Consider the following 14,821-nt stretch of genomic DNA (forward strand, 5'->3'; position numbering starts at 1 on the left):
TGCCGCAGAGCACCGCGCCACGCAAAAAGTTTCGTAACAACATCGCTGATTGCCAATCAGAACGCAGACGGCGTCCGTCGCTTGCGGTGGTCGCCCACCGCGCGCCGGAACGGCCGAGTGGAAGATTCCACTGTCGTTGCGTGCAGAGGCTCCGGGCCCGATCCCCCGATTCCCGGTGGCGAAAGGGCGCCGACGATACCCGAAGAGCGTGCAAATGTCCCCGTTTCGCGCCGGCGTCATGGGGCGCGCACTGGACCGCTTACTCGCGTTCTGGTCCTTCCGGTTCTGCCGCAATCGTGGCATTGGCTGATCCGGTGCGCACGGCACCGGCCGGCTCAGCGCGAGTTGGTCAGTGCGGCCAGGTTCTTCTGGTCATTGCCGAAGGGGCTCAGCGTGGCATGTGTGCTGGAAGTGGAAGTCCGGGCGACCGCGTACTTGATAAACGTCGCCATCGTGCCGGATGGCCCCACATCGATGTAGCGGTACGTGCCCTGTTGTTCGAGCGCTGCGATCGTGTCGCGAAACTGCATGGGACGCCGTATCACGCGCCAGAAGTAGTCCTCCGGCAATGTCGAGATCGTGGTGGTCTGGTCGCAGCACACCAGGGGCAGTTGGCCGCGCGACAGGCCGAGCGTTTTCAGGTGGATGTTGAAACGTTCCTGTGCCGGGTCGATCCAGCGCGAGTGAAACGCAAACGACACGGCCAGTCGTTGAAAGGCGACGCCACGGTCATGCAGTCCCCGTTCGATCGCGTTGAGATGGGCGGTTTCGGCCGATACCGCAAAGTGCGAATGGAAGGTGATGCCGGCGATCTCGCTATGTGCCGACAGAAACGGCTCCTCAAAAAGTGCGGGATTGGCGAGCACCGCAATCATGCCGCCGCCCGTGCAGGACGCTTCCAAGGCCTTCGCCTGTTCGATCACGGTGATGAGCGCTTCCTCGACATCCATGCAGCCGGCCACCGTTGCAGCCGCAAATGAACCGAGACTGGCGCCAAGATTCATGTCCGGCACGACACCGGCGTGAATGAGATGCTGCGCCATGGCGTACTCGACCATGAAGATTGCCGGATGCGTCAGCAGAGTGCGGTCAAACGGCTCGCCTTTTCCAGCGGAATAGATCGCGTCGATGACGGACCGGCCACAGCGTTTCTGTGCGATCAGGTCCAGTGCCAGCATCTGCTCGCGGAACACACCAGGTACATCGAACAGCGCGCGGCCCATCTGGTAGTACTGCGAACCCTGGCCGGAGAACAGAAAGACGGTTTTCGGTGCAGACATGCATGACTCCTGCGACATTCCGGCCCTCATGCACACAGGCGTTTCGCCCGTATCCTGAAGCTCAGGATGAGCGTTTGCCGGAAATGGGCGGATACATATAGCAATTCGGTGTTGTGCACCGCAACGCATCCGCTTGAGCGCACCTGCATGGGACGTGGGAGGAATCGCCTTGCGCCGACACTGTGTTCGTCAGACGCCGCTCTGCCGCTCGCGTTCGTGTTCCACGCGGCGTCGCCTCAGGGCCGGTCTGCATCATGCGCCAGCATTCGCCAGCGCAGCAGTGTCTCGCCAATGACCGCAGTGACATTCGCGCCGTAGACACCGGCCAACTGTTTTCCCTCCACCCCAACGAGCAGGGAAAGACCATGATCACACGCCCTATGCAATGCCAGCAGGGATTTCCGCCGCTTCCCGACACCATCCTGGCTGTCACCGACGACGTGCAGGAGGAGGAAATTGCCGAGGCCTCCGCGGATCTTGCCGAAGACCTCATCGCCCCAATTCTGCCGACGCGCCTGCGTCGCCTGCGTGCCGGTTGCTACCTGATCAATTACACACCGGTGGCCAGTGCACTGATTTCCTACGACGGCACACTCCGCGTGGAAGCCACGGCAGTGGGCCGCACCGCCAGCGGCGATCTCTACCAGCGTCGCACGATGGTACTGCCGGCACCGGTCGGGCCGAATCTGCCGGCGCCCCGGGTCGTGTTGTACCCGGCGCCAAATCCTTCGGCGGGCATCCCGATCTTCAGCCGCGACCGTTACCGCTTCTATTTGCGCGTGGTACAGGTGCCGCAGGGTTTGACCGCGACACGCCGCTTCACGCTCGGTTTCGAGCTGTTCCGGTTCGATACCGCGACCAGGAGCTGGACCAACTTCTCCAATCCCGAGAAGCTGTCTGCAGTGATGTCCTGGACGACTGCGCCCCCGGGATTCCCGGCCGCTGGCGACTACCTGGCCGGAGATGTGAAGAACACAGCCGGCGTCGTCGTGGGCCGGCTCACCATGGGGTGGATCTCGAAATACCTGCGTCGCGCTGTCGTCGAAGTCGATCGCGTTTCCAATGGCACCTCGCCGTTGTCCAATGGCGCGGCAATCGACTGGAAGGCAGTCGGCGACAGCATGGGGTGGGAGATCGTCGTTGACAGCAGCGATGTCAACGTCGCCGAACCCAGTGGAAACTCCTGGTCGACCGCCGAATGCCACGCAGCCATGCTGCAGCGCCGTACGCAGTCCAGCCTCGACAAGGAATGGCGCTATCACATCCTGGGCGTGCGTGCGCTGGACGATACGCCGCGCGGCATCATGTATGACAACGGCGCCTCCGACTCCAACCAGGTGCCGCGCGAAGGCTGCGCGATCGCCTCGGACTGGGTGATTCCGAATTCCCCCGAATGGGGCATCCTGGGAGGCGAGCGCTTCGGCAGCGCCGCTGCCGCGACCGCGTATTTCCGCACGGCCGTGCATGAGGCCGGACACGCCATGGGGCTGTACCACAACACAGTCGACAACGGCTTCATGAACACGACGGACACTATCGCGGCGTCTGGCACGCCGTCGAATCGCTTCCCGGACAATATCCTGTGGAACTTCGCTGCCGACGATACCAAGCGTCTGCGCCATATTCCTGATGTATACGTTCGCCCGGGTGGTACGCCATTCGGCACGTCCTACGCGATGACGCCCATCAGCGACGCCGATGCGGAAATCACGATCGAAGATCTGGGCCTGGAGGTCACCTGTCACACGGACACCGTGCCGATCGGAGCGCCTGCACGCATCAATCTGGCCTTGCAGAACATCGGGCAGGTGCCCTATGAGGTGCCCAAGACGATCAGCCTGGGCGCCGGCTGCGTGCGTGGCTACGTGATCGACCCGACCGGTACGCGGCGCACGTTCTCGCCGCTCGTACTGTGCGTCGATGACGAGCCGCTCGAGGTGCTCAAGCCGGGGCAGTCCATCCGCAATTCGCTCACGCTGCTGCGCGGCGGGCAGGGCGCCTTGTTTCCGATTCCCGGCGCCTATTCGGTGCACGTGGAAGTGCATTGGGACCTCGGTGGTGCGCCCGTCAGCGTCTCCGGAGAAAGCACCGTCATCGTGACACCCGCCGTGGACGGCATCCACGCCCGTGCTGCCGAAAAGTTGCTGGCGACGCCCGAAACCCTGCTGGTACTCGTGCTCGGCGGCGACCACATCACCGATGGCCTGGAAGCACTCGATATCGCCTTGAAGAACCCGGTACTGGGACCGCACTACGCCTACGTCGAGGCCAAGCGGCAGGCCACGCGGTTCCAGCAGCGCGAACCGGACCTGGGCGCGGCCGCCGCTGTGCTGGAAGGTCACGCCGTGATGACGCCCGACGAGGTAAAGAAGGCGCAGAAGCTCTGCGAAGGCGCCAAGGACGGGGCGGGTGCAAAGGCCCTGAGCGATGTACTGAGCCAGCACGCCATGCGTATTCGTCCGCCGAAGGATTTCACCGGCGCCGAGCAGATGCATTGATGCAGTCCGAATGAGGTGCCCGGCGGCGATACGGCTGTCCGGCCTATGAGCGTATCCGCGAGGAAACGTCACATGTCAGACACCGACCTGCTGGGCACCTGGAAACGCGTAGGCGTCGCCGGAAACGGCGACGCCTATCCCGAATTCCTCAAGATCCTCCCCAACGGACTGTACTCCGGGTGGAACAGTGAACCCGGGCACTTCACCGTGTGGGACGCGGGCACCTTCGAAGCGTCGGACGGTACGGTGAAGATCTCCACCGCGGATGATTCGGTGCGCAGCTATCGGGTCACCGTGAGTGCGGACCGGATGACGTTCTGCGACACGGGCGGCGTAACGATCTCCTACCAGCGAGACGTGCCGTAGTGGCTGGCATGGTCGACGGTCAAGGCCGGGGCGCCAGGCGCGTCTGGGTCAACCGTCGTACCACAGCCCGCGCAGATAACGACTGATCATCGTCCATCGCGATGTCTGCCGGGAGACGAAGTCGAAGATGGCTTCGCGCTCCGTCGCGCCGTACCAGCGACCGTCTGCGATGACGGCGTGGATGTGTCGTGTGTTGCCGATGTCCGCGAGCGGATCCGCGTCGAGCAGTACGAGGTCGGCCACTTTTCCCGCTTCAACCGCACCCAGGTCGGCGCGATGGAAGTGCCGGGCCGGGCTGGCGGTTGCCGCGCGCAATGCCTCCAGCGGTGTCAATCCTGCTTCCACCAGGAAACCTAGCTCGCGGTGCAGTGAATCGCCGTGGATCACATCCGCATCCAGCGCGTCCGTGCCCGCCAACAGGGTGACGCCGGCGGCCTGCGCCCGGTGAGTGAGCGCCAGCGCTGAGCGGTGGAAAGCGGCCAGAATCTTCTGTTCTTCGGCACCCTCGCGCCCCGCGGCGCGAAGCAGTGCCCACAGCCAGCGCCGGGGCGCGATGACATGGCGTGACACCTGTTGTGCATCCACTGTGGATGCGGAACGCGCCAGGGCCAGGTCCTGCCCACTCGACGCCACGTGCGTCGGAACATAGGCGATATCCCGCTCCACCAGGCTGGCCAGCAGGCGATCACATCGCGCTGGATCGGGGGATCTGAGCAGATCCGATTTCGTGCGAAGGCGCCCGTCATAGTCTGCGCGCCCGGAATGGCACTGCGGCAGAAGGCTGCTGTCGTGCTCGATCGAACGCATCACTGCGGGAGTGGCGAGAAGATCCACGGTATAGGGCAAATGCCCGGCGACGCGCAGTCCTCGCTGCGTCGCCGCCTGTACGACGCGGTCAAACTCCGCCGGTGCCACCGTTTCGGCAAGCTGCAGCTTCAGCACCGTGTCACCGCGCTGGACCAGCGCATCGAGCAGGGCGTGCAGCGCTGCATCGCTCCCGGGCAATTCCTCCAGGTGGTAGCTGGCCGTCTCTATCAGGCGAGGTGCGACGATCTCGCCGCGATTCCTGGCTTCCATCCACCCGACCACATCGCGCGCGCAGTCCGCGGCACTGGACCAGGAACAGCTGTCGCCCATATCGCGGGCACTCGTGACGCCGTAGGCGACCAGCAGCGGCAGGTGCAACTGCGGCGAGAGTCGTAATGTGTGGATGTGCGAATCCCACAGGCCAGGGATAAGGAATTTCCCGGTGCCGTCGATGATCCGGGCGTCTGGCGAAATCGGTGCACCTTCTCGCTCGCCGACATAGCGGATGCGATCGCCGACCATGACCACCGTCTGGTCCGGAATGCGGCCGGACGGCGATTCCGGGTGAACCACGGTCACATGGGTGATCGCCAGTGTGCCGAATCGGGACGGAGCGGGCAGCTGCTCCGGATCGGATAGCGCGAGCAGGTTTACCAGGCCAAACAGGATCGCCATGGCGGCCACTCCTGCCAGCACGCATCGGCGAAACAGACGGCGTCCGGGGTATGACGGCATGGGGCGGGCCACTGTATTCGTTGTTCGCATCCGTCCACCGCGTTGGCGCGTCTGCCGTGAATTCGAAGCGGAATGCTGGCCGTCGGAGCGCGGCTGCCACAGTGCCATTTGGCACGGCGACCATTTAAAAGTTCACAACTGTAGTTGGGGTGAGCACAGCGAACTCCGGCAGTGGCGCTAGAACACAGACCGAGGGGCCATTTAGGCCTGATGTTGGGGTTCGCTGCGCTCGCCGCCAATGCGGCGCACACCGTAGCCGAGTCCGCCGCCGAGTGGTGACCAGGCGTACATTCTGTGCCACGACGCAGTATCCTGCGCCCATGTACGGTACAGAGAGTGGCCAAGCCAACACCGATTCAGGCGATCCCGCGCTGCAGCGGGGAGGTGCGTTTGACCTCGTCGTTCTGTGCGGATCCGCGGGGGGACTGACTGCGGTCGTGACCGTATTGCAGGATTTGCCGCCGGATTTCACGACGCCGGTGCTCGTGATGTTGCACCTGCCACCGGAGGTCGGGCTCGCGGCACTCTCGCGGCGGCAATGGCGTCCGGTCGAGTGGCTCCAGGCGGGTGCGGCGCTGGAGCGGGGAAAGATTCTGGTGTGCCCGCCACGGCTGTCGGCAGAAATACTCCCCGATAGCACGTGTGTGCTGTATCCCTGCGAGGGCGGCGCACTGGAAAGGCCCATTGACCGGCTGCTTCTGTCGGTCGCCCGGAGCGTCGGCGATCGTGCGCTGGCCGTGGTGCTGACAGGTATGGGCGATGACGCGGCCGTCGGCACGTCGGAACTCCATCGTGCGGGCGCCTGCGTGCTGGCGCAGGAACCGGAATCGGCCGAGTATCCCTCGATGCCGAAGGCGACGATCGCGGCAGGGGCGGCCACGATGGTGTTGCCCCTGGACGAACTGGGCCATGTGATTGGTGAACTCGCGGATGGCATGCCCACGCGCCGGCTCCGGGCCGAGCTCGGGGCGGTCGAGCGCACGTTCGGTGCGCACGGCGAAGTGGCTGCCCGTGCGCGCGAGATCGACTGGTCGCAGACCGGCCTGGGCGCGGTGATCAGCTGGCCTCACGAACTGCGTGTGATGACGCGCATGGTCGTGGAGTCGGTGTATCCGGCGGCGGTGTGGTGGGGGCCGGACCTGATCCAGATCTACAACGATCCGTGGCGCCAGTTCCTCGGGCCACACCAGCATCCGCACGCGCTGGGCGCTTCGGCGCGCCAGACGTGGGCGTCTATCTGGAGTGATATCGGACCGATGATCGAGCAGGTCCGGGTCAACGGAAGGTCGGTGGGAAGAAGGGATTATCCGCTTCTCGTCGAGCGCGAGGAGTCGTCGGACCGCATTTTCGCGACGTTTTCCTACGCGCCGATCCGTGATGCCGGTGGCGCCGTGGTGGGGGTCTACAACACCGTGTGGGACACCACGCGCGATGTCGTTGCCGATCGCCGGCTGAAAGTGCTGCGCGAACTGGCACTGCGAATGAACGGCGCTGTCCAGGTGCGGGTCGCTTGCGAGCGCGCCGTCGAGGCTTTGGCGTCCTCGCCGCAGGAGGCGCCGTTCGCGTTGCTCTATGTTGTTGACACGGCGCGCCAGCAGGCAGTCCTCGCGGGTGTCACCGGCCTTGAGCCGGGCGGCCAGGCGGCACCTCGCGTCGTTTCGTTGGCAGGCGACGCCTCGCCCTGGCCCCTTGGGCGCGCCCTGGTGGCTACGGACGAAGCCGAGCTGCGATTCGATAACCTGGCGCAGCGCTGCCCGGGTCTGCTGCCCCTCGCCGCCGTGCACGGCGGCTCGCCTGCGCCGACTTCGGCCTTGCTGCTGCCAGTGCGAACGGCGGGCAGTACTGCCGCAGCGGCGATGCTGGTTCTTGGATTGAACCCGCACCTGCCGTTCACCGACACGTACCGCAGCTTCGTGGATCTCATCGTCGAGCAGATAGCCGCGGGAATCGCGCAGGCGCGCCTGCACGAGCAGGAGCGCGAGCGCGTCGACCGCCTTGCCGAGCTAGATCGGGCGAAGAGTCAGTTCTTCGCCAATGTCAGTCATGAGTTCCGCACGCCGTTGACACTGCTGCTGGCGCCGCTCGATGAGCTTCTTCGACGGCGCGACCGCCTGCCGCCGGGCTTGGGCGATGAAGTGGATACGGCTGCCCGCAATGCCCGTCGCCTGCTGACCCTGGTCACCAACCTGCTGGACTTTTCCCAGATCGAATCAACGCGCCGACGTGCCTATCTGGCGCCGCACGACCTCGCTGCCTTGACCGCCGACATCGTCAGTCACTTCCGAAGCGCCGTGGAGCGGGCGGGGCTGCGCCTCACGGTTGCGCTTGCCGGCAATCTGCCGCTGGTGCCGGTCGACCCCGAGATGTGGACCAAGGTGGTTTCCAACCTGTTGTCGAACGCGCTGAAATTCACCTTCGCCGGCGAGATATCGATCGCGCTGACCGCGTTGCGGCTGCACGCGGAGCTGGTTGTCTCGGACACGGGCGTCGGCATTCCGGAGGAAGAGCTGCCGCATGTATTCAAGCGATTCCACCGCGTACGCGGCGCACGGGCGCGCACGGCCGAAGGCGCCGGCATAGGGCTGTCTATCGTCCAGGACCTCATCCATCGCATGGGAGGACAGCTGCAGGTGCGCAGCCGGCTGGACAAAGGTACGAGCTTCACGATCTGGTTGCCCTATAAGTCCTTCCGCCAGACGGGCGAAGCGCCGGAGGAGCTGGCGGTGGCACCACCGATCGCCGCGGCTGCCTTGGCCGACGAGGCGTCGCGCTGGTTGCCGGACGAGTCGGTCGAACCGGCCGAGGTGCAGGCGGACCTGCTGGGGCCGCCTGCAAATCCGCGCTCGGGGCAGATCGGTCGCGCGCGCATCGTGGTGGTCGACGACAACGCCGACATGCGCGACTACCTGCGGCGTCTGCTGGCACCGCGGTGCGACGTGCAGGTGGCCGCGGGCGCCGAATCGGCGCTCGCGCTCATTCGCAGCCATCGCCCGGACGTCGTGCTGGCCGACGTCATGATGCCCGGGTCAGATGGTTTTGCGTTGCTCAAGACCATCCGTGGCAATCCTGCCCTGCGCTTCCTGCCGGTCGTGCTGGTCACGGCCCGTGCGGGCGAGGAGACGGCCATCGAGGGTTTGCTCGCCGGCGCAGACGACTACATCGCCAAGCCCTTTTCGCCACGCGAGCTGGTTGCCCGCGTCAACGCGGTCGTGGATCGCGCCCGCGCTGACGTGGCGCTGCGCAAGAGCGAAGCACGGTACCGCTCGTTGTTCGAATCGATTGATGAAGGTTTCTGTACGATCGAGATGCTCTACGACGAGGATGGCCGAGCGGTCGACTATCGCTTTCTCGAAGCCAACGCCGCCTTCGAGCGGCAGACAGGGCTGCGGAACCCGGTCGGTCAACGCATGCGCACACTCGCGCCCGGGCAGGAGCAGCATTGGTTCGATATCTACAACCATGTCGCGGTGACCGGCGAGCCATTGCGATTCGAGCACCGTGCCGAAGCGCTCGACCGGTGGTTCTCGGTCTACGCCTTCCGCACGGGCGAACCCGAGCAACGGCAGGTTGCCGTCCTTTTTGATGACGTCACCGAGCGCAAGCTGGCGAACGAGAAGCTGAGCGCCAGTCAGCGGCAGCAGGCGTTCCTTCTGAAGCTGAGCGATGCGTTGCGACCGCTGGCCGATCCGGTATCGGTTCAGGCGGAGGCGTGCCGCGTGCTGGGCGAACATCTGGCGGTAGACCGCGCCTACTACGCGGAAATCGATGAATCGCGGGGCGAAGTGTGCGTCCGCCGCGATTATCTCCGCGGTGATTCACCGTCGGTGGCAGGCACTTACCGCCTGGTCGACTACGGCTGGAGCCTGCCGATTATTCGCGAGGGCCGCACGATTGTATTTGCCGATGTCATGCAGGCTGCGATGGTTCCCGATGCGGACCGTCCGGCGTTGATCAAGATCGACATCGTCGCGCACGTCGCCGTACCCATCGTGAAAGAAGGCGTGCTGGTCGGCTGTTTCTGCGTCAGCGAGCCTGCACCCCGGGAATGGCGGGACGAGGAAGTGGAACTGATTCGCGAAACCGGAGAGCGCACATGGGCCGCTGTTGACCTGGCGAATGCGCAGTCCGCATTGCGTGCCAGTGAGGATCAACTGCGCCGCGCGATCTCCGTGCCGCGTGTCGGCGTGCTGTTCTTTCGGCTCGACGGGTCGATCCACGATGCCAACGAAGCATTTCAGCGCATGTGTGGCTACACCGTTGCCGAGCTGCGCACCACGGCGCACTGGGACGTGCTGACAGCACCGGAATTCATGGATGCGACGATCGAGCGCGCCAGTGAGCTGGCGCAGCGCGGCGAGACAGCTCCGTACGAAAAGCAGATGATCCGCAAGGACGGCAGCCGGTGGTGGGGCCTGTTTGCGCCGACGCGGCTGTCGGGCAGTGGTACGGAATCCGAGTGCGTCGAGTTCGTCTTCGACGTCACCACTGCGAAGGACGCCCAGCACCGGCTTGGCGAAAGCGAGCGGCGGCTGAAGGCGTTGGTCACCAGTTCGTGGGATATCGTCTACTGTGTCAACGCAGACTGGACTTGCGCTGAGCTGCTGCACGGCACGCTGGATGGTGTGACGGATCCGTCCACTTCCTGGCTGGAGAATGTCGTGCCGGAAGCGGATCGCGCCGGTATTCGCGCCCTTGTCGAGCAGGCCGTGAGGCAGGGAGACGTCTTCGAGTTTCCGCATGGTGCTCACGTCGCGGATGGCCAGCTCCTTAACGCCGTGACCCGCGCGGTACCGGTTCGTGATGAGCAGGGCGAAGTCGTCGAGTGGCTTGTCACAACGCGCATCTGAAGCGCAATGACATTGATGGGCGGTAAGTGCGCGGGCGATCGGAAAGTCGTATTGCGGTATCGTCCGTGTTGCGCCAGAAACCCGCTTCAAGGTCGCACGCCAGGAGGAAGTCAGCCATGCGCCGTTTCGTCTGCCTGCTGTTGTTGTCGATCACGAATGCAATCGCACTGGAAAACAGTGCCAGCGTGAAGGTGACGCCCCAGTTGGCATCGGCGACCACCTGGGACGGCAAGCCGGTGGTCTATCCCACCGGAACCGCCGAGGTGACTACACTGATGATCGAAGTCGCACCCGGCGGCGAGACAGGGTGGCACAAACACCCCGTTCCGTCGTTTGCGCTGGTGCTGGAAGGCTCCCTGGAAGTGCACCTCAAAGATGGCCGTACCCATCGCGCCAGGGCCGGTGATGTGCTGTACGAAGTCGTCGACACCTGGCACAACGGCCGCAACGTGGGAGAGGGAACGCTCAAGCTGTTCGTGACCTATGCCGGCGCGAAAGGGCAGCCGTTGACGATCAAGGAACCGCCGGGCGAGTAGCGGAAGCGATCAATGGCATCGCCGGAGCGCGGCATTGTTTGAATGATGAATTGCTGCAGGAACCGGGGCGATCGCACTGCATCTCTGGCGTCATCGCGGACCCACCCCGGGTGAACCCTTCGGGTTAACCCGAGCTACAAAAGCAGCAGCGCTTCCTGTAGCCCGGGTAAGCGCAGCGCACCCGGGGTGAATCACGCAACGGCGACGAAATGTGAATTGATGTAGGTTGGGGTGAGCGGCTTCGCTGCGCTCACACCAACCCAACGCCGGCGAGTGGCAGAAGCGCTCGACGGCATTGCCGGAGCGAGGCGCGGTTTGAATGGCGAGCTGCTGCAAGAACCGCGGTTCCGTCACGTTGCATCTCTGGCGTCATCGCAGACCTACCCCGGGTGAACCCTTCGGGTTAACCCGGGCTACAAAAGCAGCAGCGCTTCCTGTAGCCCGGGTAAGCGCAGCGCACCCGGGGTGAATCACGCAACGGCGACGAAACGTGAATTGATGTAGGGTGGGGTGAGCGTCAGCGAAGCCCAACGACAGGCGCCAAAACACGGGCCGAGGTGGCCATTTGGGCCCCCTGTTAGGCTTCGCTGCGCTCACACCAACCCACACGAACGCCGGCGAGTGGCAGAAGCGCTCGACGGCATTGCCGGAGCGTGGCGGCGGTTTGACACCGCTTTGGAGTGGATTGACGCCCCCGGCGCGGCGAATGATCGTGCGACCAGTCGCCATGATGCAGCGCGCCATGCGCGGCGCGATGGGGTGTCATACAGTACGTACATACGTACGTAATTCGTCCTATGATCCTCTGGTGCGACCCCCACAACGCCACACCGCTTCCCCCGGAGATGGGCTTCATGGAGGGGCTGGTGCGGGCGCTGACGCCGCCGGCGCGGCGCGGTGCGGCCGTTGATGTGGGTGCGGCTGATCAAGCGCTCGGCGATTGAGGTGACGGGGGTTCGGGCGGTTTGGGGCCTGGTGCAGGAGCAGACGGGACAGGATGCGGCGCGCGACTGCGCGCTGCGCAACCTGTCGTTCCGGGCGTCGCAATTGGCCCGGCATCCGGTGGCGCGGCCGCTGTGGCAGCAGGCGAGCCCCTCGATGCGTTGCCTGGTGCCGGCGAGCGGGTGGGTGGTGCCCACGCCGCAGGGGATGTATGCGGTGAGAATCGAAGGGCAGCCGGCGACGCTCGCGGGCATCGTGTCGCGCTACCACGATGCGTCAACGCCCGCGCGGACGGCGCTGACGTTTGCGTTGGTCACGGTCGATCCGGAAAAACCCATTCGGCACCTGTGCTCGGAAATGCCCGCCGTGATCCGGCCTGGCATGCGCGAGACATGGCTCGGTGGCGATGCGCACAAGGCAGCAGAGTGCCTGGCCAAGCCCTGGCGGACGTTTGTCGTGCAACCCTGTACCGGTCGGGGTGATCGGCTCTGAGCAGGGACGGCTGCGTCGGTGGAAGGGTGAGGGCTCCCCGTCGCGACGGAATCCCGTCAGGCCTTTGCCAGGGGCTGGATGACGGCCACGACGGGCCACCGGTATCCGGCGCCATGGCGCTGTTTTGCGGCTGCCTGCCCATGCACAATCGCCGATCACCGCCGCGGGGCTCCGGCGGGGCGGCGGCCCAGGACGAACGCATAAGGTCCGGCCGCTGGTAGGGAGGGGCACGCCCGCAACCGTCGGAGCCGGTTACCCGCACGCAGCGTTCTGCGACGGGCCGGCATCAGCGGCCGGCGTGCGAGGACGGGAGGCCGGTGGATGCCGGTCCCATGATCGCCAACGGCGGCCGAGCGGCCGGCAGGAGTTACGCATGCGTCTGCGTCAAAGCGTTCTGGGCTTGGGGATGGTGCTTCTGGGTATCGGTGCGGCGGCGGGGGCCTCCGCCGAGGATGGCTACGCACCCGATAGCGTGGTGCGACCGGACGTGTCGGCGGAAGACGCGCCGATGTTCATCGTCACGGCGCAGTCGACGTTTCGTCACATCGGTACGTTTGCCCGCCGCGCCGAAGCGCGCCGGGACAGCCTCGGCACACCGCTGGTCATTGCGGAGACGACGCTGGCAGAGCTGGGCGCGATCAGCCAGCACGTGCATGAAACAGAACACCGCTGCGGCGGCTACTTCGCCTTCACGACCCGTTCGGAGGCGGAAGCCTTTATTGCTGCCGATCAATCCAGCAAGGCGATCCATGCGCAGCGCGGCGGCATCTACACCGTCGACAACGGCGCTACGGTCAACCCGTGGCTGCCGGAAGTGAGCGCCGACAACATCAAGGCGACGATCACCCACCTGTCGAGCTACCAGAATCGTTACTACGCCAGCGGTACCGGCCGGCAGGCCGCCGAGTGGATCCGCGACACCTGGCAGGCCCTGGCCGCGGGGCGCACCGACGTCACGGCCGAGCTCTATACCGGCTGCGTGACGTGTTCGACCCAGCCGTCGGTCATCCTCACCGTACAGGGTACGGAGTTGCCGGGCGAGGTCGTGGTGCTGGGCGCGCACCTGGATTCGATCACCAGTGCCGGAGGCGGCAATTCGCAGGTGGCTCCCGGGGCGGATGACGATGCCTCGGGTATCGCGACGTTGACGGAAGTGATCCGCATCGGCCTTGCCAATGGCTGGCGGCCCAGGCGCACGGTGAAATTCATGGGCTATGCCGCGGAAGAAGTCGGTTTGCGCGGCTCCGCGTCGATCGCGTCGCGGTTCAGGGCGGAGGCCGTCAATGTCGTCGGCGTGCTGCAGCTGGACATGACCAACTACAAGTCCGGCAATGTGGCGGACATGAAGGTGATCACCGACTTTTCCAACACGCAGATGAAGGGATTCCTGGTTGCACTGTTTGATGCGTACCTCGCACCGCTGGGGCTCACGCGCGGCGAGTACACCTGTGGCTACGGCTGCTCGGATCATGCCTCGTGGACGACGAATGGTTTTCCTTCCGCGATGATGTTCGAGGCGGGTGATTCCACCGGCTATTTCGGCCGTATCCATTCCAATGGCGACACGCTCGCAAACATGGAGAACTCCGCGGTCAACAGCGCAAAGTTCGCAAAATTGGGCCTGGCGTTCCTGGGCGAACTGGGCAAGACCTACTCCGGCGGCAACCTCGCACCGCGCGCAAACTTCAGCTTCGTGGCGGACCAGCGGACGGTCACCTTCACCGACAGTTCCACGGATGTCGAAGGAGCCATCACGGCGCGGACCTGGCGCTTCGGTGACGGCGCGACCTCATCCGAGGTGAATCCTGTCAGGACATTTGCCGCAAATGGTACTTATGCGGTGAGTCTGACGGCGGCGGACGAGCAGTCGGCGACGCACACCAAGACCGTGCGTGTCACCGCGACGGACGGCACTAATGCCTTGGCCAATGGCATACCGCGCGATGGCACGTCGGCGCTGCTGCAGGCACGCCAGACGTTCACGCTCGTGGTGCCGGACGGGGCGACGGATCTGTCGTTTACCACGACAGGCCCAGGCGGCGAGGATGCTGATCTCAAGATCCTGCTGGGTAACGCCACGCTGTGTTCGGCGGAAACGGGTTCGTCGAACGAAAGTTGCCCGATTGCGAACCCGCCGGCGGCGGGAACCTATACGGCCGAGGTGCTGGCCTACACGCCGTTGAGCGGCTTCACGATCACCGGCCGGTTCACTCCGCCGCCAGCGGATATCCTGTTTGCAGACGGATTCGAATCCGCTGCGCCCTGAATCACGGGTGGCACACCGTTCGGAAGTGACCGCGCCGGCGCACGGCGCGGTC

Annotated in this window: 7 protein-coding genes and 3 pseudogenes; 8 read left to right on the forward strand and 2 right to left on the reverse strand. The window is 65.0% G+C overall.

The window, feature by feature from the left end; all coding sequences use genetic code 11:
- Nucleotides 1-335 precede the first annotated feature (335 nt).
- Nucleotides 336-1,280 carry an acyltransferase domain-containing protein gene (locus N4264_RS13035; protein ID WP_261697470.1) on the reverse strand — a complete coding sequence of 315 codons (945 nt, stop codon included), beginning with the start codon at nt 1,278-1,280 and terminating at the stop codon, nt 336-338.
- Nucleotides 1,281-1,645: 365 nt separating this feature from the next.
- On the opposite strand from N4264_RS13035, the gene N4264_RS13040 reads away from it, so the two are divergent.
- Both N4264_RS13040 and N4264_RS13045 read left to right on the forward strand, forming a co-directional pair.
- On the forward strand, nt 1,646-3,778 hold the full coding sequence (locus tag N4264_RS13040; RefSeq protein WP_261697471.1) for a zinc metalloprotease: 2,133 nt from the start codon (nt 1,646-1,648) through the stop codon (nt 3,776-3,778).
- A gap of 72 nt (nt 3,779-3,850) precedes the next feature.
- Nucleotides 3,851-4,144, forward strand: coding sequence for a hypothetical protein (locus N4264_RS13045; protein ID WP_261697472.1), 294 nt, complete (start codon nt 3,851-3,853; stop codon nt 4,142-4,144).
- 48 nt (nt 4,145-4,192) lie between these two features.
- Here N4264_RS13045 and N4264_RS13050 read toward each other — a convergent pair whose 3' ends face one another.
- Nucleotides 4,193-5,626 (reverse strand): amidohydrolase family protein, encoded by a 1,434-nt coding sequence (locus N4264_RS13050; RefSeq protein ID WP_261697473.1) that lies wholly within the window; start codon nt 5,624-5,626, stop codon nt 4,193-4,195.
- 380 nt (nt 5,627-6,006) lie between these two features.
- Between N4264_RS13050 and N4264_RS25810 the strand changes: the two are divergent.
- From N4264_RS25810 to N4264_RS13070, 6 genes and pseudogenes are all read left to right on the forward strand, one after another.
- Nucleotides 6,007-8,358: pseudogene (locus N4264_RS25810) on the forward strand (chemotaxis protein CheB); the annotation flags it as partial.
- A gap of 207 nt (nt 8,359-8,565) precedes the next feature.
- A pseudogene (locus N4264_RS25815) lies at nt 8,566-8,904 on the forward strand (response regulator transcription factor); the annotation flags it as partial.
- A gap of 45 nt (nt 8,905-8,949) precedes the next feature.
- Nucleotides 8,950-10,533: pseudogene (locus N4264_RS25820) on the forward strand (PAS domain S-box protein); the annotation flags it as partial.
- A 116-nt stretch (nt 10,534-10,649) separates the two neighbouring features.
- Entirely contained in the window at nt 10,650-11,069 is a 420-nt protein-coding gene (locus tag N4264_RS13060) for a cupin domain-containing protein (protein WP_261697475.1), read from the forward strand.
- A gap of 909 nt (nt 11,070-11,978) precedes the next feature.
- Complete coding sequence (locus N4264_RS13065) at nt 11,979-12,503, forward strand: SOS response-associated peptidase family protein (RefSeq protein ID WP_261697476.1); 525 nt, start codon at nt 11,979-11,981, stop codon at nt 12,501-12,503.
- A 373-nt stretch (nt 12,504-12,876) separates the two neighbouring features.
- Entirely contained in the window at nt 12,877-14,769 is a 1,893-nt protein-coding gene (locus tag N4264_RS13070) for a M20/M25/M40 family metallo-hydrolase (protein WP_261697477.1), read from the forward strand.
- Nucleotides 14,770-14,821: the final 52 nt, after the last annotated feature.

It is taken from the genome of Tahibacter amnicola, from assembly GCF_025398735.1.
Classification (GTDB): Bacteria; Pseudomonadota; Gammaproteobacteria; order Xanthomonadales; family Rhodanobacteraceae; genus Tahibacter; species Tahibacter amnicola.

Excerpts from the sequence above, each read along its gene's own strand:
- N4264_RS13035 (WP_261697470.1), bottom strand. The coding sequence starts at position 1,280 with ATGTCTGCACCGAAAACCGTCTTTCTGTTCTCCGGCCAGGGTTCGCAG.
- N4264_RS13040 (WP_261697471.1), top strand. The coding sequence starts at position 1,646 with ATGATCACACGCCCTATGCAATGCCAGCAGGGATTTCCGCCGCTTCCC.
- N4264_RS13045 (WP_261697472.1), top strand. The coding sequence starts at position 3,851 with ATGTCAGACACCGACCTGCTGGGCACCTGGAAACGCGTAGGCGTCGCC.
- N4264_RS13050 (WP_261697473.1), bottom strand. The coding sequence starts at position 5,626 with ATGGCGATCCTGTTTGGCCTGGTAAACCTGCTCGCGCTATCCGATCCG.
- N4264_RS13060 (WP_261697475.1), top strand. The coding sequence starts at position 10,650 with ATGCGCCGTTTCGTCTGCCTGCTGTTGTTGTCGATCACGAATGCAATC.
- N4264_RS13065 (WP_261697476.1), top strand. The coding sequence starts at position 11,979 with ATGTGGGTGCGGCTGATCAAGCGCTCGGCGATTGAGGTGACGGGGGTT.
- N4264_RS13070 (WP_261697477.1), top strand. The coding sequence starts at position 12,877 with ATGCGTCTGCGTCAAAGCGTTCTGGGCTTGGGGATGGTGCTTCTGGGT.